Below are 19,138 nucleotides of genomic sequence, written 5' to 3' on the forward strand. Positions count from 1 at the left end.
GCCGCAAAATGGTGCATTTGTGGTTCAATTTGTCACTTTTTTGTCACCTTATCGTTACACATCTGGCGTTAATTTATGGATCAGCAATCCGCTATACCTGTGTTTTACCCCGCGCAATTACTCAAGCGCTATAAACGGTTCCTCGCTGATGTGCGTCTGCCCGACGGCAGCGAAATCACTATTCACTGCCCCAATACCGGCTCGATGAAAAACTGTGTGCTGCCCGACAGCCCCTGCTGGTATTCGGTATCCGCCAGTAAAACCCGTAAATACCCGCAGACCCTGGAAGTAGTCAGCACGCCCGGCGGGCATCTGGCCGGTATCAATACCGCGCGCACCAATGAACTGGTGGGGGATGCATTGTCCCTGGGGGTGATCCGCGAGTTGCAGGGTTACACGGCGATAAAACGCGAGGTGGTCTACGGTGATGAAAAATCGCGCATCGACTTTTTATTGTCAGGTCACCCGCAGGATGCGCGCCTCTGCTATCTGGAGGTAAAAAACGTCACTTTGATGGAAACGGAAGGGCAGGGTTATTTTCCTGATGCCGTGAGTGAGCGCGGCAGCAAACATTTGCGCGAATTGATGTTAATGGTGGCGCAGGGGCATAGAGCAGTGCTGCTATTTTGTGTGCAGCATACGGGCATTCATCAGGTGAGCCCGGCGGATCATATCGACCCGGTTTATGGTGCGACTTTGCGCGCGGCGATAGCGGCCGGTGTGGAGGTAATCGCCTATTCGGCGCAGATTAAACCCGCGCAGGGGCTTATAGTGTTGGATCGGCCGCTGCCGATGCTGCATTAGCTTTTTTACCGCCAAAATTGACCACTGCCACTGCGCCTAAAATAAGAAGGGTGGCGCTGATCTCCGGCCAGCCGGGTTCTTCGCCCAGCAGATAAATACTGGAGATCACCCCAATCAAGGGTGTCATCAGGGACGATAAGGATGACACGCTCACCGGCACCAGCGTCACCAAACGCACCCAGGCCCAATAACAAAACATAAACGCGAAAAATACGTTGTACACCACGCCCCAGAGCGCAAGAGTGGAAGGCATTTGTTGCGGGGCGCCGTCTACCAGCGCGGCGGCGATCATGATCGGCACACTGGCAAACAATAGTAGCCAACCGGTCAGTACCACTGAATTGAGAGGAATCTGCCAGAGCTTCATGAGTACCGTGCCCGCCCCCCAGAACCAGGCGGCCACTACCATCAGTAACGCGCCCATCAGCAATTGCAAATTAAATGGCCCGCTAAACCAGGCGATCAGCGATTCACTCATCAACGCCGCGATACCTGCAATCCCCAGTAATAACGCGATACCAATGCGCAGGGTAAATTTGTCGTGCAGCACCCACACCGACAGCAGCACCGTCCAAATCGGCATGGTGTAACCCAGCAACGCCGAGCGACCAGCGGGCAGCAGGCTCAGGCCATAAGTGGCCAAAACATTCCACGCGACGATATTGATCAGGCATACCCAAAGGATTTTTTTCACATAACCCACAGGCATGGCAAGCGATAGTCCGGACATCCGCGCTAGCCCCAGAATGCCCAATCCACCAAAAAACAGGCAAAAGGCGCGAAAAGTCAGCGGTGGAATTTCGCTGATGATGAATTTCATGATGGGCCAGTTAATGCCCCAGCCAATGGCCAGACCGATTAACAATAAAATGCCTTCAATAGAAAGGCGCTGAGAGTGGGGCATGGGTATCGCTTATCGGTAGGGAGGGGTGAATAGAGTGAATTAAGGTGTCTTGGCTGGTGGGAATTGGCCAAGCAGTTGCGCCATGGTCGCGCCCAATTTTTGCTCGGCGCTGAGCGAAAACTGAATCAGTGGAATGCCTTCCGCGCTGCCGCGCCAAATCAAAGTGTTGTCGCTGGCGCGGGTAACGTCGATCAGCATCACGCCTTCCTGTTTGCCTCTATTGAGCAGTTGCGATGTGCCCAAGCCAACACTGCCATTGCGCCCAATCGGCATGCCAATACCTATACCAATACTGCTATTGCCACCTTTGCTTTGGCGCGCAAATACTTGCATATCCAGAAGTAAATCGGGCTTGTCGTGTGTGCGCACAAAACCTTGCGCGGCTAATTGATTGTCTGCCAAACGCTCAAGTAACGCTGGATCGGTTCCGCCAATGTCAACCGTCACGGCGCGCCAGCTATAGGTTTTCAGATTGTTAAAATCGGTGCCCGATTTGTAATCATTTGCGTAATGGACATTGGCGCAGCCACTGAATAGGAGCGCAGCGACAATAGCGAACAGGGCGTAAAAGCGAGCGTGAAGTTGGCGCATGTGGAGTCCCTTTGATGGCGGAATGTAGGGCATCAGTATACTCCGCTGTTTTTGTAATAAATGTGTGAATTTGCAAAAAAGCGCTGCTTCACGCAGACTTGGCCGGTTAATTGCGTCGATTTTTTTGTTGTCGCAGGTTTTGTTATTTCAGCTTCAGGCCAAAGGAGTTTTTGTGGATTTCGTTCTTGTAATAAAAGCGATTGTGATGGGTATTGTCGAGGGAGTTACCGAACTATTGCCTATATCCAGTACCGGCCATTTAATTCTTGCCGCGGATATGATGAATTTTCTGGAGAACGAGAAGCGCACCGTTTTTGAAATTTTTATCCAAATGGGCGCCATGCTTGCAATTGTGTGGGAGTATCGGCGCAAAATTTTTGGCAGTTTGGGCGGTGTGGTTCGCCCGGGTATTGAGCGCAATCTTTACGTCAATGTGGCGTTGGCATTTTTTCCGGCAGCGCTGATCGGCTTTTTGCTCAGCGATTTCATCATGACCTATTTGTTCAGCCCTTATGTGGTAGCAAGTGGATTTATTGTGGGTGGTTTGGCGATTATCTGGGTAGAAAAGTTTGCTTACGCGCCGCGCATTCAAGAGATGGATGACCTGAGTTACAGGGATGCGCTGAAAGTGGGTTTGTGCCAATGTTTGGCGTTAATTCCCGGCACTTCGCGCTCGGGTGCCACAATTATCGGTGGCATGTATTTCGGTTTATCGCGCAAGGCCTCCACCGAATTTTCCTTTTTTCTCGCGATTCCCATGATATCGGCAGCATCGCTTTACAGCTTATGGGGCGCACGTGAACAATTGGAGTGGAGTGATGCAGGTATTCTGGCTGTCGGGTTTATCACCGCGTTTATTGCTACCTTTGTGGTGATGCGCGCATTGTTAATTTTTATTAGCAAGCACACCTATATCGCTTTTGCCTGGTACCGTATTGCCTTTGGTATTCTGATATTGATTACGGCATATACCGGGGCGATAAGTTGGAGCCATTGATTTATCTGCCGATAATTTGCTGAATACGTATGTAAGCCCTGCTGTTGAACTGCCGGGCTTGTTACCATTTGGGTGTTCCTTGATCGGGTCTGCCCATGAAAATAATGTTAAACCTCCTTATTTCGCTGCTCTTTTTGAATGGATGCGCAACGCCCTCATTGCATTCCAACGCCACTGCTGCACAGTCGCGTATTGATTACCTCAATGCGTTTTCCTCGCGCTATGTCATACCGCGCAATGTAGAAGTCTGGTTGCCGCGCCAGTATTTTTTAACTCCCAATACTGCTTTGCCCGTGCTCTATATGCACGATGGCCAAAATTTATTTAGCCTGCACAGCGCCAATTTTGGCGTAGCGTGGGAGGTGGATGATATCGCCCAGCGGTTAATGGACGAAGGCAAAATCCAACCGGCGATTATTGTGGGTATTTGGAGTACCGCGCAGCGGCGTATGGAATATTTTCCCGAGCGCGCCGCGCAGTATTTTTCGGAGCAGGATGGTGCTGTGCTCGATCAGCTAAAACAGCATCTTGGTGCGGGGAAAAATACCGAATACCTTGCGGATGACTATTTGCGTTTTATCGTCAGCGAATTAAAGCCCTATATCGACCGCCATTATCGCAGCCTACCCGAGCGCACTAACACGCTGATTGCGGGCAGTTCTATGGGTGGTTTGATTTCTATTTATGCGCTGGCGGAATACCCCGAGGTATTTGGCAGCGCTGCGGGTGTTTCCACCCACTGGCCATTATTTCTTAATAACGATCATCCTGGCCCTGCGGCTAGTTTTCGCCAGTATCTGCAAGTGCAATTACCCCGTGCAAGCACCCACCGTATTTATTTTGATTACGGCACTGCCACTCTCGATCAATATTATGAAATTCATCAACAGCAAGTGGATGCGCTAATGGTTGAAAAAGGCTATGTGCAGGGGCGCGATTGGGTGACTAAAAAGTTTCCCGGCGCCGAGCATAACGAACAGGCCTGGCAGGCGCGTATTGATGTGATTCTTGAATTTTTATTAAAGCCCTAACGCTATTCTCCTTATGTTGTTAGTGATTTGCGCGTTTTTTGCGCGGTTGATACGAGCAATAAAAAAATTAATAAATGTAATAAAACTCCAGAGGCTTCATCCATGAAAATAATCGGTTCACTTCAGTCACTGCTATGGGTAACTACACTAGCAGCCGTATTAACGGCTTGCGGTGGCGGTGGTGGTGGCAGCACAACTACAGCGGCCTCATCCAAAATGCCGAGTAGTGCCGCGCAGGCTAGCAGTGAGGTACAGGCCAGCAGTGAAGCTAGCTCGGTGGCATTGTCGTCGGTGCCAATTTCTTCTGTGGCGCCATCGTCTTCAAGCGCTACCTCATCAAATGTTTCATCAGCAGTAGTGTCATCGTTAAGTGTGAATTCCAGTTCTGCGGGTGTGATTACTTCTGTGACCATTCACTACAAACGCAGTGCCGGGGATTACAGCGGGTGGGGTTTGCATCTGTGGGGCGATGCCATTGCCAGTGCAACCGTTACCACCTGGGCATCGCCCCGGCCATTTAGTGGTGTAGAAAATGGTTGGGCGGTAGCGCAGGTGCCCGTGGTTAATCCGGCGGTGGCGTTTAATTTAATTGCGCATAAAGGTGACTTCAAAAGCCCCACGGCCGATTTAAGTTTTGTACCCAGTACCAGCGGTGCAAATGTGTGGGTGGTACAGGACAACAACACTTTATTTTTCAATGAGGTAGATGCTAATGCCGCCGCTGCATTAATTGGCAATGCGTCAGCTGCGCTGGATTTAACACCCGTGGCGCCCATGACCGTGAACAGTGAATTGCCTGACGGCTGGAACAAAAGTGCCAGTTTTATGCAAATATTTGTGCGCTCTTATCAAGACTCTGATGGCGATGGGCGGGGCGATTTTAAAGGCTTAATGAGCCGCCTGGATTATTTGCAAGAGTTGGGCGTGACCGGTATTTGGTTAATGCCGATGATGGAAAGTAGCGATAATGATCATGGCTACAGCGTGATTGATTATCGCAAAGTAGAAAGCGATTACGGCACCATGGAAGATTTTGAAGCCTTGTTAAGTGCAGCGCATGCCCGAGGTATTGGCGTGATTATTGACTACGTGATGAATCACAGTTCCAGTGCAAATCCGCTGTTTATTGATGCATCTTCTGCGGCCAATAATAACAAACGCGACTGGTTTATTTTTTCCGCGACTAATCCGGGTTGGAGCAGTTGGGGTGGCAGTGCCAGCTGGCATTCGTCTGCCGATAGTTTTTATTACGGGGTATTCACTTCCAGTTTGCCGGATTTTAATTTGCGCAATAATGCGGTGGTGGATTACCACATGGATAATTTACGCTTTTGGTTAAACAAAGGTGTTGATGGTTTCCGTTTTGATGCAACCGGCGTCTTGTTTGAAAACGGCCGCAATGCCTGGAGCGACCAGCCAGAAAATCACGCGCTGATGCTTGAGGCCCAGCGGGTTATTACCAGTTACGATAATCGCTACATGATTTGTGAGGCGCCTGACGCACCGGCGCAATACGCCGTGCGTACATCCTGTATTAATTCCTTTGCGTTTGGCTACCAAGGTGCCATCAAATCCACAGCAACTAATCGTAGTTTAAATTCCTCGTTGGCAACGCTGCTCAATTCGGCAACCAAACAAACCATGCCGCTCATTTTATCAAACCATGATTCGTTTGCTGGAAATCGTCCCATTGGCGAATTAAGCGGGAATAATTTAGGTGATTATAAAGTTGCTGCAGCGATTACATTGTTAGCGTCCAGTACGCCATTCGCTTACTACGGTGAAGAGATAGGCATGGCCAATGGCAACCAAAATGACGATGGAAAATTACGCACGCCGATGAGTTGGACTGCCAATGCCACCAACGCCGGGTTCACCACTGGCACACCCTATCGCGGTCTGTCTTCTAATGTGAGTTTGCGCAATGTGGCTGCCCAGCAAGGTGTTGCAGGGTCATTGCTTGAGCATTATCGCGCGCTGTATAGCGTGCGGAAAAATGTTCCATTACTGGGTAGTGGTAATTTAAATTTGCAGTCTGGCAGCGGAAATTCCCATGTCATTTTCACGCGCAGCGAGGGCGGCAAGGTGGCAGCGGTATTGATTAATCTATCGCTCACTGCGCAAAATCTCACTGTGAATACCGGAGTTAACAATGCCAACTTTATGCAAAAGCTGCCCGCCAACGATGCGTTTTTTAGCAGTAATGGCAGCGGTGCTATTATGCTGAGTGTGCCGGCACAAAGTGCGATAGTGCTGGTTAACTAATTCGTCTGGATATTAAAAGAAAAAAAGCCATGCTGTGGATACAGCATGGCTTTTTTTATGGGCGATGAATGGTATTGGTTAAACAAATTTTACGATATTGGTATCTTTTTCGCGCGTTTTTCCTGCGGAGTGTAACGCGGCCAGATAGTCTTGCCAGAGTTGCGCCTGATTGCTACCCAGGTGGAAGAAATAATCCCAAGTGTAAATACCGGTGTCGTGGCCGTCGCTGAACACGAGTTTAAGTGCATAATTGCCTGCGCGCTCCAGGCGCATAATCGTTACGTCCTTTTTGCCATATTGCAGTACTGCTTGTCCCGGACCGTGACCTTTTACTTCGGCGCTGGGTGAGTGCACTCGTAAGAACTCTGCCGATAATAAAAAATGTGTGTCGCCGAAGTGCAGTTCAAGCTGTTGCGACTGTTGGTGCAACTTTATTTTGGTGGGTAAATTTTCCATGGCTTGCCTGATTTAGCGCGAGCCAAGCGGCTCGCGGCTTTTGCGTAAGTTACAAAATAAAACGACTTAAATCTTCATTTTTAGCAAGCTCACCCAAGTGACTCTCGACGAACCCCGCATCGATAGTTACTGAGTTATTGCCATCACCCGCTGTGAAAGAAACATCTTCCAGTAAACGCTCCAAAATGGTGTGCAAGCGGCGCGCACCGATATTTTCGGTGCGCTCGTTCACCTCAAATGCAGTTTCTGCAATGCGCCGAATGCCGTCTTTGGTGAAGCTCACTGTTACGCCTTCGGTTTTTAACAGCGCTTCCTGCTGCTCGGTCAGTGACGCTTTGGGTTCGGTGAGGATGCGTTCAAAATCATCCGGCGTGAGCGCTTGTAATTCCACGCGAATCGGCAAGCGGCCTTGCAATTCCGGAATTAAATCCGAGGGTTTACTCAAGTGAAATGCACCTGAGGTGATAAATAAAATATGGTCGGTTTTGATGGAGCCATGTTTGGTGGTGACGGTACAGCCTTCAATTAATGGCAATAAATCACGCTGCACACCTTCACGCGACACATCGGCGCCGCTCACATTACCGCGACGTGCAACCTTGTCAATTTCGTCGATAAATACAATGCCGTTTTGCTCGGCCGCTTCAATCGCCTGGGTTTTGATGTCTTCATCGTTGACCAGTTTTGCTGCTTCTTCATCCTGCAATTGTTTGAAGGCTTTCTTGACGGTGAGTTTGGCTTTTTTGGTTTTGTCGCGCCCAAGGCTGGAGAACATGCTCTGCAATTGGTTGGTCATATCCTCCATGCCCGGTGGTGCCATAATTTCTACTCCTACACTGGCGGCGGCCACATCAATTTCAATTTCTTTATCGTCCAGTTCGCCTTCGCGCAATTTTTTGCGGAAAATCTGCCGTGTACTCGACTCGTGTTTGCTCTCCTCTGCCGAGAGGTCGCGCGCGGGTGGCAGTAGCACATCCAGAATGCGCTCTTCGGCAGCTTCGGCAGCGCGGTGTTGCATGGCTTTCATCGCCTGTTCGCGGCGCATTTTAATGGCGACATCCACCAGGTCGCGAATAATGGATTCTACATCGCGGCCGACATAACCGACTTCGGTAAATTTGGTCGCTTCCACTTTAATAAACGGCGCATTGGCGAGTTTGGCCAGGCGGCGCGCAATTTCCGTTTTGCCGACGCCGGTTGGCCCAATCATCAAAATATTTTTTGGGGTAATTTCATTGCGCATCTCGGCAGGCACTTGCATGCGGCGCCAGCGGTTGCGCAGCGCAATCGCCACCGCGCGCTTGGCGTTGGCCTGGCCGACAATGTGTTTATCTAATTCGTGCACGATTTCGCGCGGAGTCATGGAGGACATAAAAAACTCTTAAAAGAATGAATTAAGCTCTTGAATAAATTAATAGTCGAGCACTTCGATGGTGTGAGTCTGATTGGTAAAGACACAGATATCGCCGGCGATTTTCAAGCCTTTTTCCACAATGCTGCGTGCATCCAATTGGGTGTTTTCGAGCAGCGCACGCGCGGCGGCTTGCGCGTAATTGCCGCCCGAGCCAATCGCAATTAAATCGTCTTCGGGTTGGATTACATCGCCATTGCCGGTAATTATCAGTGAGGCGTCTTTGTCGGCCACGGCGAGAAGTGCTTCCAGCCGGCGCAGGCTGCGATCGGTGCGCCAATCTTTGGCGAGTTCAACCGCTGCGCGGGTGAGTTGGCCATTGTGTGCTTCGAGTTTGGCCTCAAAACGTTCAAACAGGGTGAATGCGTCAGCGGTGCCACCGGCAAAACCGGCCAGTACCTGATTTTTGTAGAGGCGGCGCACTTTGCGCGCATTGCCTTTCATGACGGTATTGCCGAGCGACACCTGGCCGTCGCCGCCGATAACCACTTGCCCATCGCGGCGCACAGAGAGAATTGTAGTCACAGGACTTCCTATAAATGGGTTGGATACGTTACGTGCTAGAAGTCAAAAAGTGGGGGCGGTGGCGCCTTTTTCAAGGCGCTCCGGTGGCGACGGGAATCAAAGAGGAAGGTTTACTTGGTTTTGGCGCGTTTCAATACCAGCGCATTGTATTGGTTGTTCACCAGTTGGCTGCGCGCGGTGCTCAGTTCGGCCTGGGTATTAAAGGGGCCAACCACGACGCGATGCCAAATCTCGCCTTTGCGGATTTCCACTTTTTCGATGCGTGCATCGAGGTTGATGAGAATCAATTGAGCCCGTAGTTTGTCGGCATCTTCCCCTTTGGGGAAAGAGCCTACTTGCAGTATGTATTCCTCTTTGCCCTGTTCCTGCGCCGGTTTTTCCTCGGCCATGGTTTCGCTGGCGGGCACTATGGTCTCGCTCTCCTGCAGCAACTTGTAGAAGTCAAAGCGCGGTTTGGGCGTTTTGTTCTCCTCCACTTTGGCTTTGGGCGGCTCTTTGGTTTCAGGGGTATTGGCGGGGTTTTTAATAAAGTAGAGGCTGGCCGCAAAGGCGCCAAAAACGACACCTGCCACAAAAAACAGCCAGCCAGGTGTCTGGCCAGTGCTAGTTGAATGGCGGCGTGCCGGGGCGCGGCTCTTTTTGGCGAAATCTCTACTCATGGGATCTGGGTGTCGGTGCTGGATCGAGGGCGCGATTGTAAAGGGATTGCGCGGGTGAGTCACTAAAGACGCGTTTAGCCCATCTCTTGCGGGTCCACATCAATCGACCAGCGCACTTTGCTCGCCAGTGGTTGTGTTTCAAGTTGCTGTGCTAATTGGCTAAGCAGTAACTGCAATGGGCGGCGCTGGGCGGCGCTGAACTGCAGTTGGTAGCGAAAGCGATCGCCGCGTTTTTCCATCATTGCCGGCAGTGGCCCGAGATAGTTCAACTGCGGGCTGGGCGGCTGGAGTGCCTCGGCCAGTTGGCGCGCCTGCTGTAAAAAATCCAGCGCCAGCTGAGCCTGTTTGCATTCGGCGCGCAGCAGTGCGAGCTGGCGATAGGGTGGCAGCTGGGTGATCTGGCGCTCCTGCAAAATCAGCTCGGCGACGGCGTGATAACCCTGATGAACCAGGGTTTGCACCAGCGGGTGATCGGTATGGTGGCTCTGCAATATCACCCGGCCCGGTTTTTCAGCGCGCCCAGCGCGCCCGGAGACTTGTAATAACAGCTGGCCCATTCGCTCGGGGCCACGGAAGTCGGTGCTGAACAGGCCTGCATCGGCGTCGATAATCACCACCAGGGTCACATCTTCAAAGTGATGGCCTTTGGCGAGCATCTGGGTGCCGACCAGAATGCAGGGTTCGCCACCGTGAACATCGGCCAGTAGCTTTTGCATGCTGTTTTTATTGCGGGTGGAGTCGCGGTCGACCCGAATCACTTTGTAAGCGGGAAATAATTCCTGCAGTACCAATTCGCTGCGCTCGGTGCCTTGGCCCAGCGGTTGGATTTTGCTGCTGTTACAGCTCGGGCAGCGCTTGGGGATGGCGCGCTGGTGGTCGCAGTGGTGGCAGTGCAAGTGGCGCGGGGTTTGATGTACGGTCAGGCGCGCGTCGCAGTGGTTGCAGTTGGCCAACCAGCCGCAGTCGTGGCACTCCAACGCCGGCGCATAGCCGCGCCGATTGAGGAATACCAGCGCCTGATTGCCTTTGTTTAGGGTGTCGCCAATGGCATCGATGCTGGCCTGGGCAAACCCCTCGTGCAGGATTTCGCCGCGAATATCGAGCAGTTGAATATCCGGTGGTTTGGCGTTGCCCGCCCGGGCCTGCAGGCGCAAATGGTGGTAGCGCCCCTGCCGGGCGTTGTGCAGGGTCTCCAGCGCTGGGGTGGCCGAGCCGAGAATCAGCGGAATGCCGAGACGCTGGGCGCGCAGGGCGGCGAGATCGCGTGCGGAATAGCGAAAGCCGTCCTGCTGTTTAAAGGAGCCATCATGCTCTTCATCGATAATGATGATGCCCGGTTCTTTAAGTGGCGTGAACAGCGCCGAGCGGGTGCCGATGATAATACGCGCAATACCGGCGCGCGCTTGCAGCCAGGCGTCCAGCCGCTCGCGGTCATTGAGACCTGAGTGCAGGGCGACAATTGGCAGGTTAAAACGGCGCTGGAAACGCTGCAGTGTCTGTGGGGTCAGGCCGATTTCTGGCACCAATACTAACGCTTGTTTACCTTTCTTGAGCGTTTCTGCGATTGCTTGCAGGTATATTTCGGTTTTGCCGCTGCCGGTGGCGCCGTCGAGCAAGTAGGTTTTAAAACTGCTGTATGCGATTTGAGCAAACGCGCTGTGCTGTTCGTCGCTCAGTTGCAGTGGCGGCTCGCGCAGTAATTGTGCGGGTTGTGCTGTGCGGCTGGGCGTCACTTCGACAAGGGCGACCAGTCCCTTGTCGATCAGGGTTTTAGCGATTGTGCGGGGAATATCCAGCTGTTCGAGATCGCCGCGGCTGAGTTGGTGGCGGGTTTGCAGGGCCGCCAGCAGCGCCGCTTGTTTGGGCGAGCGCTTGAGTGCCCCCTCGGGCAGGCCTTTGCCCTCGGTGGTGAGCTGAAAAATCTGTTCGCCGCGCAGCTGCGCTGCTTCACCCTGGCGCAGCAATACGGGCAGGGCGGTTTGCAGGGCTTCGCCGGGGGCGCACTGGTAGTAATCGGCCGCCCACAGGCAGAGTTCGAGTAACTCGCTCTCCAGTACGGGTTGGTTGTCGATAAGCGCCAATGCGGGGCGCAGTTTGTGGCTGGGTTGATCGCTGGTGCTTTTGCTGCGGAGCAGTATGCCAATCAGCTCCTGACGACCAAATGGCACGCGAATCAATATGCCCGGTTCCAGTTGCGCTAACTGTTCTGGACTCAGGTTGGTGGGCGGCAAATAGTCGAAGCTTCGGCGCAGGGGAACTGGCAGGGCTATTTCGAGTAGGATTGATGGCGGCGTGAGGGTCATTGCAGTGACTGGGTTAATCGAACAGGTGCCAAGAATAGCCTATAACCGCCATGATTTTGCGTCTTATCGATCTTGTGTGTTGGCCTGATTGGTTTTTTGTGGCGTATATAAAGCTACGCAGGAAAACACCTGCTATAGATACATATCAATGTTTATTGTGCGCAACAGCAGTTAAATGGCACCTTGGGTATCGCGCGATAAACAACTTAAGAATCATTACAACTAGTTATTACAACAAGCAAAAACCGTGTTTAGTCAATTAATAACCCCAAGAGGTGAAGTGTATGAAACGTAGAGACTTTATGAAATTGTCTGGAATTGGCGCTGGTTTGGCGCTGATTCCTGTCACCAATCTGGCTGTGGCCCAGGCGCCAGTGCAGGTTAGCCCGACCGATCCACAGGCAAGTGCACTAGGTTATGTTGAGCAGAGCCCGCAGGCTGCTAGCAATTGTGCCAACTGTGCGCAAGCCAAGGGTGATTTAAGTGCTGAATGGGTTGGCTGTAATATTTTCCCCGGCAAAGAAGTGAAAGCAGCGGGCTGGTGCAAGGTGTGGTCACCTCGTCCGCAATAACCACGATATTTGCGACTCTATTGAGTGTTTTTTGTGCGAGACGGCTGTTTTCAGTTGCGCACTACCGGTTTTCTGGTAGTATCGCCGCTCCTTGAAAACAGCCGTTTTTTTTAACCTATGTGCGGTGCCCGGCAAGCAGATCGGGTGGCGGCACAGCTCACAAAAGGCATTCATCATGAAAGCAGATATTCATCCAAATTACGTTGACGTTGCTGTAACTTGCAGCTGCGGCAATAGCTTCACTACTCGCTCAACCCTGGGCAAAGCACTCCACGTAGACGTGTGTGGCTCTTGCCACCCTTTCTACACTGGTAAGCAAAAAATTGTTGATACCGGTGGCCGTATCGATCGCTTCACCAAGCGTTTCGGCAGTCGTATCGCTGGTGCCAAGAAAGACTAATTTCTTGATTCAGCGCCTGCTGGCATTGCTAGTAAAAACGCCGGGAATGAAAATTCCCGGCGTTTTTTTATGCCTGCTATTCTCGCTCGGCAGTCTAGCTGATTGCGGTCACCCCACAGGTGCCTTGCTGAAAGTGAAGAGGGTATCCGACGGTGACACCCTCAAACTGGAGGATGGCCGCTCGGTGAGGGTATTAGGCATCAACGCGCCGGAAATCGCCCGTGGACAAAAGCCCGCCCAGCCTCTCGGGCGCGAGGCGCACAGTGCTGCACAAGCATTTATCCAGCGAGCCGGAGGTAGGGTTAGGCTCGGATTCGAGCGCGCGCGCGCGGACCATTATGGTCGTTTGCTTGCCCATGTTTACGATTCGCAAGGGCGCAGTCTGGCTGCTGACCTTTTGCAGCGTGGCATGGTGTTGCAGATAGCGGTTCCACCTAATGCGGCTCAGTCGCAATGTCTGCTCGCCTTTGAGCAGCGCGCGCAGGCGCAAGCTCTTGGTGTGTGGCGTAATCGTTATTGGAATGCGTATCCGGTCAAGTCGCTTTCGGCTCGCGATAGTGGTTTTCGTCATTTGCGCGGGCGTGTGGCTCGTGTTGATGTTAATTCATCGGTCTGGATAGAATTTGAAGGTAATTTAGTGGCACGTATCGCCAAGCGCGATTGGGCGCAATTTGGTTATCGCAAACAGGATTGGCTGGCTCTAAAGGGGCAGTGGCTTGATGTGCGTGGCTGGGTTAGGGTGCGCGAGGTGCGCCAAACTGGAAAAGCGCGCTCTTTCAAACCGCTTATCGTGCAATTGCGCTCACCTGCTGCCATGCAGGTGAGCGCATCGCGCTAAAGATTTAATTAAAAGAGCTCTTCTGGAAGGGTGACTTGTTCGCTTACTTCATTACCGGCTGCCGATGTGCGCGCCGTATCTTCACCAAGGAATACCTCGAAGATGGCGTCCGGGTCGCCTGGCATTGCAGGTTTGCCGGTGTCCGGGTTGATTCTTACCGTCACGATTCCTTCTGGTTGGCGGGGTAGTTGGTCTGGCACCCCTTCAAGTGCTGTGCGCATAAAGTCGATCCATATTGGTAGCGCAGCAGAACTGCCAAATTCACGCTTGCCCAGTAAAGTGTTTTGATCAAAGCCCACCCAGACTGTAGTGGCGATATTCGGGTTATAGCCGGAGAACCAGGTGTCCCTTGGACCGTTTGTGGTGCCGGTTTTACCTGCCAGATCCCTGCGTCCCAATTGTTTGGCAAGCCTTGCTGTGCCCTTGTCGACGACATCGCGCAGAATGGAGTCCATCAGGTATGCCACGCGGGCATCTATGATGCGTGGTGCGCGCTCACTGCTGTCCATGCTTGGCATTGCCGGTAGCTCGGAGCCGTCATCGGCATAACTCACCTGTGTTTGTTCACATTCTTTGCATACCCGTTTTGGCCTGGCTTCGTAAACAACCCTGCCTTTATCGTCTTCAATGCGTGTCACCAAATAGGGGTCAATTTTAAATCCGCCGTTGGCAAATGTGGCATAAGCTGTTGCCATTTGCATCGGCGTCAAGGCGTGTGTGCCCAATGCCAGTGTCAGGTCGCGCGGGAATTCTTTGGGGTTAAACCCAAAGCGAGCAAGGCTGTCGAGAGCGGTCTGCATGCCAATGCTGCGCAGCAAGCGAATCGATACGAGATTACGAGAGCGATATAGCGCCTGACGCAAGCGCATAGGGCCAACAAACTTGCCATCGTCATTTTCCGGGCGCCAGGCTACGCCAGTGCTGGTATTTTCAATCACTATCGGGGCGTCATTAATTATCGATGCTGGGGTAAAGCCATTTTCCAGTGCTGCGGTGTAAAGCAGTGGTTTGAAGCTTGATCCCGGCTGACGCATCCCTTGGGTGGCGCGATTATAATGGCTCTGATTAAAATCAAAGCCGCCAACCAGGGAACGAATAGCGCCGTCCATGGGGTCGAGCGACACCAGCGCAGCCTGAATCGCAGGTACTTGGCTGAATTGCCATTGATCATCATCATTTTTGGTAATGCGTACCACATCTCCGGTTTTGAGGAAGTCAGTCGCTTTGGTATAGGCTGGACCACGGCTATCTTCGGTGATGTAAGGTCGGATATTGGCGAGCCCCTGCTCCCAATCAATATCAACCATTTCGCCATTGCTTATCAGTACGCGTATCGCTTTTTCATTCACTTGTAATACGGCTGCGGGCTCTTGGCCGCCCAAACTGGGAATGGTTTGTAGTTCATCCTGCCAATCGGCCAAATCTGTTTCTGTCGATGGTTTAAGGCGGCGCTCTGGCCCGCGGTAGCCGTGGCGCTGATCGTAACCCAGCAAGCCTTTGAGTACGGCCGCCTGCGCAGTGGCCTGCATGGCGCTATCTACGCTGGTATATACCCTGTAACCCTCGCTGTAGGCTTTATCGCCGAAGCGATCCAGCACTTCCTGACGGGCCATCTCCGATATATAGGGTGCTTGTACATCCAGTGTGGTGCCATGGTAACTGGCGGTATTGGGTTCGTTGATTGCCGCTTCATAGGTCTGCTGGTCGATATGTCCCAATTCATACATGCGTCCGATAATCCAGTCGCGGCGAATCATGGCTCGTTTGAGGTTAGCCAGAGGGTTGTAGGCTGACGGCGCTTTCAAAACCCCTACGATCATGGCGTATTGGGCGACACTTAGCTGGTGGACGTCCTTGCCGTAATAGATCTGCGCAACCGACTGCAAGCCGTAAGCGCGGTTGCCGAAGAACATTTTATTGTTGAACAGCTCAAGGATTTCCTCCTTGGTAAATTTCCTTTCAATTTCAAGGGATAAGAGGATTTCGTTAAACTTGCGTGAGAAGACTTGTTTGCGAGTGAGAAAGAAATCACGCGCCAACTGTTGAGTAATTGTGCTTCCGCCAGATTGGATGGCGCCTGATTTCAGAATTTGTGAAGCGGCGCGCAACATGCCTTTTAGAGAAACTCCATGATGCTCGAAGAACTCTGCATCTTCTGCGGAGAGGAGTGCTTTTATATAAAGAGGAGGGATCTGATCGTAGGTCAGTGGAGTGCGGCGTTGCTCACCAAACTCACCAATAAGCTTGCCGTCACTTGAATAAACACGCAATGGCGTCTGTAATTTGATTTCGCGCAGGGTCTCTACTGAGGGTAGCTTGGGGCTCAGATAGAGATAGAGTCCGGTAAGTGTCACCAAGGTAACGCTGGTACCGGCCAGTAACAGCCAAAAAATAATGCCAAAGAGGGATTTTTTACTGAACATTTTTTCTATGTGAATTAATGAGTTAGCGAAGTCGCTGTGGGTGGCGGGCATTATACGGGCTTTTTGCCTGTTTACATATTCATCGGTTTGTTGCAGGCTTAAGTTAAAGTGCTATAACATAAACAACGTCTAAGTTACGGATATAGATAGAAAAATGGGCATTTTAAGTTTCCTAGAAAAGAAGGCAAAACCGGTAATCGGGTTGGACATCAGTTCAACCTCGGTTAAATTGCTTGAACTCAATCGCATCGGCGATCGCTACCACGTTGAGTCCTATACCGTAAAAGCACTTCCTCCAAATGCGGTGGTTGAGAAAAACATCGCCGACCCTGCCGCAGTTGCAGAGGTCATTCGCTCTATGGTCAAACAGTCCAAAACCAAGTTGAAGCACGCCGCCGTTGCGGTAGCAGGCTCGGCGGTGATCACCAAAATGATCGATATGCCGATGGACTTGAGTGATGACGCCATGGAGAGCCAAATTGCGGCTGAGGCAGATCAATATATTCCTTTCCCCCTTGAAGAAGTGATGCTCGACTTTGAGGTTCAGGGCATATCTCCGCGCAACCCGGATCAAGTAGAAGTTTTGTTGGCTGCTTGCCGTCGTGAAAATGTCGATGTGCGCCAGCAGGTTTTGAATGATGCAGATTTGGTTGCTGAAAAAATCGACATTGAAGCCTACTGCATGGAGCGTGCTTTTGAGTTGATCGCCGAACAGCTTGAGGATCAGGAAGGGCAGGTTGTGGCGATTATCGATATAGGCGCCACCATGACCACCTTGAGCGTGCTGGTTGATGGAAAAACGGTTTACACCCGTGAACAGCTTTTTGGTGGCCGCCAGCTTACTGAAGAGATACAGCGTCGCTATGGTTTGTCCCGCGAAGAGGCTGGTCTCGCTAAAAAACAGGGCGGATTGCCTGATGATTATGAAATGGAAGTTTTGGCTCCCTTCAAAGATGCCGTTGTGCAACAAGTTACTCGCTCACTTCAATTCTTTTTCTCTGCCAGCCAATACAACGATGTCGATTACATCATTCTTGCGGGAGGTGTTGCTTCCCTGGAAGGGTTGGTCGGGTTGATAGAAGAAAAGCTGGGAACACAAACTGTGGTTGCTAATCCTTTTGCCAGAATGTCAGTGTCCTCCAGAGTCAATGCAGTGTCTTTGGCTAATGATGCGCCTGCTCTGATGATAGTTACCGGGCTGGCGATGAGGAGTTTTGACTAATGGCAAAGATTAATTTATTACCATGGCGTCAGGCCTATCGCGAAGAAAAGAAGCGTGAATTCATTGGTATCGTAGTTGCTGTAGTAGTGGTTGGCTTATTGGGGGCCTATTTCTGGGTGTCCAGTGTTCAGTCCGCAATAGAAAATCAAAACGCACGCAATCAATTATTGAATAAAGAAATTGCCAAACTGGATGCACAGGTCAAAGAAATCAGTGAAATCAAAAAAGTGCGCGATGATCTTTTGGCTCGCATAAAAGTGATTACTGATCTAGAAGGTACGCGTCCGGTTATCGTTCGTTATTTTGATGAGATGGCGCGAGCAATCCCCGACGGCGTGTGGTTGACCAAAATTGAGCGTAAAGACAAGTTGGTAACCATAGAGGGTGTGGCTGAATCATATAATCGTATTGCCAGTTTTTTGAGGAATCTTGAGGCATCCGATTGGTATGCGTCCCATAATTTGATATCGGTCGATGCGGCTCCCAGCGAAGGTGACGATGCAAGTATATTTAAGATGACAGTGGAGACCTCCGCGCCAGTCGATCCGCTGGCTGAAGCTGCTCAAACCGCAGGAGGTGCCCAGTAATGTCATTTCAGGAAACACTTGATCAGCTCAAAGAGTTTGATGTCAATAACATAGATTTTGATAAGGCGGGTGTATGGCCTTGGCCAGCCAAGGTTTTCGTTTGTATTTTGCTGCTGTGCATAATATTTGCGGGAACTTATTACTTAAAAATCAGTGATCTTAATATGCAGTTGCAATCTGTCATTGCACAGGAAACAACACTCAGATCCACATTTGAGAAGCGTAGCTTTGAGGCCGCAAACCTTGATGCTTATAAAGCTCAAATGGAGGAGATGAAGGTTACGTTTGATTCGCTCTTGTCCCGGCTGCCAGCAAAAACAGAAGTGCCCGGATTGCTCGAGGATGTAGGGACTCGTGCAGGTGAGAGCGGTCTGACTAATGTCAATATTAACTTCCAGCCTGATGTTGTTGCTGAATATTACATCGAAGTGCCTATTGATATTACGGTCGATGGTGGTTACCACGACATGGGCGGTTTTGTTAGCGGTGTTGCGGGTATGCCAAGGATAGTAACTTTACATGACTTCTCTATAAGCTCATCTAAAGAGAATAAAACCTTGAACATGAAAATCGTAGCTAAAACTTATCGCTATAAATCCCAGGAGGCTGCCAAATGAAAAAGCCTCTGTGTGTCCTTCCCTTACTGGGTGCTTTTTTGCTGGTCGGCTGTGGTCAGTCATCTCATCAGGATTTAATTGACTTTATGGAGGAGGCCAAACGGCGTCCAAAAGGGCAAATTGAACCATTGCCAACTTTTAGCCCCTATCAGCCATTTGCATATAGTGCTATGACACTTCGTAGCCCATTTGAAAAACCGATTCCTGTTGATGAGACAGCGGCTAAAGGTGGGCGTACAGTGGTGCCTGATTTAACCAGGGAAAAAGAATTTCTTGAGCGTTTCAACGTTACTGCACTCAAGATGGTAGGTACTGTAGAAAAAGCAGGTAAATTGTGGGCATTAATTGATAACGGTGAGCGTGACGTTGTACCCGTAACCATCGGTAATTATCTCGGATTGAATCACGGCAAAATTATTACAACTAGTCCATCGCAGATTGAAATTATGGAAATCGTTGGTGATGGATCAAATGGTTGGGTTGAACGTCCCAGAATTATTAAATTAGAAGAGAAGGAATAAGCGGACATGTGT

Annotated in this window: 20 protein-coding genes; 11 read left to right on the forward strand and 9 right to left on the reverse strand. The window is 51.1% G+C overall.

Features of this window, described 5'->3' with window-relative positions:
- Nucleotides 1-75: 75 nt before the first annotated feature.
- Nucleotides 76-804: a DNA/RNA nuclease SfsA gene (sfsA, locus tag NNX04_RS17125; protein WP_261946577.1), complete on the forward strand. Its 729-nt coding sequence runs from the start codon at nt 76-78 to the stop codon at nt 802-804.
- On the opposite strand, the gene NNX04_RS17130 is transcribed toward sfsA, so the two are convergent.
- Nucleotides 767-1,708: a DMT family transporter gene (locus NNX04_RS17130; protein ID WP_261946578.1), complete on the reverse strand. Its 942-nt coding sequence runs from the start codon at nt 1,706-1,708 to the stop codon at nt 767-769. The genes sfsA and NNX04_RS17130 overlap by 38 nt on opposite strands.
- A gap of 39 nt (nt 1,709-1,747) precedes the next feature.
- On the reverse strand, nt 1,748-2,299 hold the full coding sequence (locus NNX04_RS17135) for a DUF4136 domain-containing protein (RefSeq protein ID WP_261946579.1): 552 nt from the start codon (nt 2,297-2,299) through the stop codon (nt 1,748-1,750).
- A gap of 172 nt (nt 2,300-2,471) precedes the next feature.
- On the opposite strand from NNX04_RS17135, the gene NNX04_RS17140 reads away from it, so the two are divergent.
- A complete protein-coding gene (locus tag NNX04_RS17140; RefSeq protein ID WP_040393337.1) occupies nt 2,472-3,296 on the forward strand; it encodes an undecaprenyl-diphosphate phosphatase in 825 nt (274 codons plus the stop codon).
- Nucleotides 3,297-3,391: 95 nt separating this feature from the next.
- Nucleotides 3,392-4,327, forward strand: a complete 936-nt coding sequence (locus NNX04_RS17145) for an alpha/beta hydrolase (protein WP_261946580.1) — start codon at nt 3,392-3,394, stop codon at nt 4,325-4,327.
- Nucleotides 4,328-4,449: 122 nt separating this feature from the next.
- Here NNX04_RS17145 and NNX04_RS17150 read toward each other — a convergent pair whose 3' ends face one another.
- Nucleotides 4,450-4,740: a hypothetical protein gene (locus NNX04_RS17150; RefSeq protein WP_261946581.1), complete on the reverse strand. Its 291-nt coding sequence runs from the start codon at nt 4,738-4,740 to the stop codon at nt 4,450-4,452.
- On the opposite strand from NNX04_RS17150, the gene NNX04_RS17155 reads away from it, so the two are divergent.
- Nucleotides 4,733-6,592: an alpha-amylase family glycosyl hydrolase gene (locus NNX04_RS17155; protein ID WP_261946582.1), complete on the forward strand. Its 1,860-nt coding sequence runs from the start codon at nt 4,733-4,735 to the stop codon at nt 6,590-6,592. The two genes, NNX04_RS17150 and NNX04_RS17155, sit on opposite strands and share 8 nt — an antisense overlap.
- A 78-nt stretch (nt 6,593-6,670) precedes the next feature.
- Here the strand turns inward: NNX04_RS17155 and NNX04_RS17160 are convergent, their stop codons facing one another.
- The 5 genes from NNX04_RS17160 to NNX04_RS17180 all read right to left on the reverse strand — a co-directional run bounded on the left by NNX04_RS17160 (nt 6,671) and on the right by NNX04_RS17180 (nt 11,946).
- Nucleotides 6,671-7,048 (reverse strand): DUF971 domain-containing protein, encoded by a 378-nt coding sequence (locus NNX04_RS17160; protein ID WP_261946583.1) that lies wholly within the window; start codon nt 7,046-7,048, stop codon nt 6,671-6,673.
- Nucleotides 7,049-7,097: 49 nt separating this feature from the next.
- Nucleotides 7,098-8,420, reverse strand: a complete 1,323-nt coding sequence (gene hslU, locus NNX04_RS17165; protein WP_261946584.1) for an ATP-dependent protease ATPase subunit HslU — start codon at nt 8,418-8,420, stop codon at nt 7,098-7,100.
- 39 nt (nt 8,421-8,459) lie between these two features.
- Complete coding sequence (hslV, locus tag NNX04_RS17170; RefSeq protein WP_007645281.1) at nt 8,460-8,984, reverse strand: ATP-dependent protease subunit HslV; 525 nt, start codon at nt 8,982-8,984, stop codon at nt 8,460-8,462.
- 110 nt (nt 8,985-9,094) lie between these two features.
- Nucleotides 9,095-9,643, reverse strand: a complete 549-nt coding sequence (locus tag NNX04_RS17175) for an SPOR domain-containing protein (RefSeq protein ID WP_151055960.1) — start codon at nt 9,641-9,643, stop codon at nt 9,095-9,097.
- A gap of 74 nt (nt 9,644-9,717) precedes the next feature.
- A complete protein-coding gene (locus NNX04_RS17180) occupies nt 9,718-11,946 on the reverse strand; it encodes a primosomal protein N' (RefSeq protein ID WP_261946585.1) in 2,229 nt (742 codons plus the stop codon).
- Nucleotides 11,947-12,230: 284 nt separating this feature from the next.
- On the opposite strand from NNX04_RS17180, the gene NNX04_RS17185 reads away from it, so the two are divergent.
- The 3 genes from NNX04_RS17185 (at nt 12,231) to NNX04_RS17195 (ending at nt 13,756) form a co-directional block, all read left to right on the forward strand.
- Entirely contained in the window at nt 12,231-12,518 is a 288-nt protein-coding gene (locus NNX04_RS17185; protein ID WP_040393334.1) for a high-potential iron-sulfur protein, read from the forward strand.
- Nucleotides 12,519-12,693: 175 nt separating this feature from the next.
- Nucleotides 12,694-12,918, forward strand: a complete 225-nt coding sequence (gene rpmE, locus NNX04_RS17190; protein WP_007645273.1) for a 50S ribosomal protein L31 — start codon at nt 12,694-12,696, stop codon at nt 12,916-12,918.
- A 4-nt stretch (nt 12,919-12,922) separates the two neighbouring features.
- The gene (locus NNX04_RS17195; protein WP_261946586.1) at nt 12,923-13,756 is read left to right on the forward strand and encodes a thermonuclease family protein; all 834 of its coding nucleotides are present in this window, start codon (nt 12,923-12,925) and stop codon (nt 13,754-13,756) included.
- An 8-nt stretch (nt 13,757-13,764) separates the two neighbouring features.
- Here the strand turns inward: NNX04_RS17195 and NNX04_RS17200 are convergent, their stop codons facing one another.
- The gene (locus NNX04_RS17200) at nt 13,765-16,230 is read right to left on the reverse strand and encodes a penicillin-binding protein 1A (RefSeq protein ID WP_261946587.1); all 2,466 of its coding nucleotides are present in this window, start codon (nt 16,228-16,230) and stop codon (nt 13,765-13,767) included.
- A 103-nt stretch (nt 16,231-16,333) separates the two neighbouring features.
- Between NNX04_RS17200 and NNX04_RS17205 the strand changes: the two genes are divergently transcribed.
- From NNX04_RS17205 to NNX04_RS17220, 4 genes are read left to right on the forward strand one after another with little or no spacing between them, the layout of a single operon-like run.
- Entirely contained in the window at nt 16,334-17,401 is a 1,068-nt protein-coding gene (locus tag NNX04_RS17205; RefSeq protein ID WP_315973055.1) for a pilus assembly protein PilM, read from the forward strand.
- Entirely contained in the window at nt 17,401-17,988 is a 588-nt protein-coding gene (locus NNX04_RS17210) for a PilN domain-containing protein (protein ID WP_007645263.1), read from the forward strand. Before NNX04_RS17205 ends, NNX04_RS17210 begins: the two co-directional genes overlap by 1 nt.
- Nucleotides 17,988-18,605 (forward strand): type 4a pilus biogenesis protein PilO, encoded by a 618-nt coding sequence (locus NNX04_RS17215; RefSeq protein WP_007645262.1) that lies wholly within the window; start codon nt 17,988-17,990, stop codon nt 18,603-18,605. The genes NNX04_RS17210 and NNX04_RS17215 overlap by 1 nt, the downstream gene beginning before the upstream one ends.
- Nucleotides 18,602-19,126, forward strand: coding sequence for a pilus assembly protein PilP (locus tag NNX04_RS17220; protein WP_007645261.1), 525 nt, complete (start codon nt 18,602-18,604; stop codon nt 19,124-19,126). Before NNX04_RS17215 ends, NNX04_RS17220 begins: the two co-directional genes overlap by 4 nt.
- Nucleotides 19,127-19,138 lie beyond the last annotated feature (12 nt).

This window comes from Cellvibrio sp. QJXJ (genome assembly GCF_024452345.1).
Taxonomy (GTDB): domain Bacteria; phylum Pseudomonadota; class Gammaproteobacteria; order Pseudomonadales; family Cellvibrionaceae; genus Cellvibrio.

Coding starts and splice junctions, on each gene's coding strand:
- rpmE (WP_007645273.1), top strand. CDS start 12,694: ATGAAAGCAGATATTCATCCAAATTACGTTGACGTTGCTGTAACTTGC.
- NNX04_RS17145 (WP_261946580.1), top strand. CDS start 3,392: ATGAAAATAATGTTAAACCTCCTTATTTCGCTGCTCTTTTTGAATGGA.
- NNX04_RS17200 (WP_261946587.1), bottom strand. CDS start 16,230: ATGCCCGCCACCCACAGCGACTTCGCTAACTCATTAATTCACATAGAA.
- NNX04_RS17180 (WP_261946585.1), bottom strand. CDS start 11,946: ATGACCCTCACGCCGCCATCAATCCTACTCGAAATAGCCCTGCCAGTT.
- NNX04_RS17135 (WP_261946579.1), bottom strand. CDS start 2,299: ATGCGCCAACTTCACGCTCGCTTTTACGCCCTGTTCGCTATTGTCGCT.
- NNX04_RS17150 (WP_261946581.1), bottom strand. CDS start 4,740: ATGGTCACAGAAGTAATCACACCCGCAGAACTGGAATTCACACTTAAC.
- NNX04_RS17160 (WP_261946583.1), bottom strand. CDS start 7,048: ATGGAAAATTTACCCACCAAAATAAAGTTGCACCAACAGTCGCAACAG.
- NNX04_RS17220 (WP_007645261.1), top strand. CDS start 18,602: ATGAAAAAGCCTCTGTGTGTCCTTCCCTTACTGGGTGCTTTTTTGCTG.
- sfsA (WP_261946577.1), top strand. CDS start 76: ATGGATCAGCAATCCGCTATACCTGTGTTTTACCCCGCGCAATTACTC.
- NNX04_RS17215 (WP_007645262.1), top strand. CDS start 17,988: ATGTCATTTCAGGAAACACTTGATCAGCTCAAAGAGTTTGATGTCAAT.
- NNX04_RS17130 (WP_261946578.1), bottom strand. CDS start 1,708: ATGCCCCACTCTCAGCGCCTTTCTATTGAAGGCATTTTATTGTTAATC.
- NNX04_RS17185 (WP_040393334.1), top strand. CDS start 12,231: ATGAAACGTAGAGACTTTATGAAATTGTCTGGAATTGGCGCTGGTTTG.
- NNX04_RS17175 (WP_151055960.1), bottom strand. CDS start 9,643: ATGAGTAGAGATTTCGCCAAAAAGAGCCGCGCCCCGGCACGCCGCCAT.
- hslU (WP_261946584.1), bottom strand. CDS start 8,420: ATGTCCTCCATGACTCCGCGCGAAATCGTGCACGAATTAGATAAACAC.
- NNX04_RS17210 (WP_007645263.1), top strand. CDS start 17,401: ATGGCAAAGATTAATTTATTACCATGGCGTCAGGCCTATCGCGAAGAA.
- NNX04_RS17205 (WP_315973055.1), top strand. CDS start 16,334: ATGGGCATTTTAAGTTTCCTAGAAAAGAAGGCAAAACCGGTAATCGGG.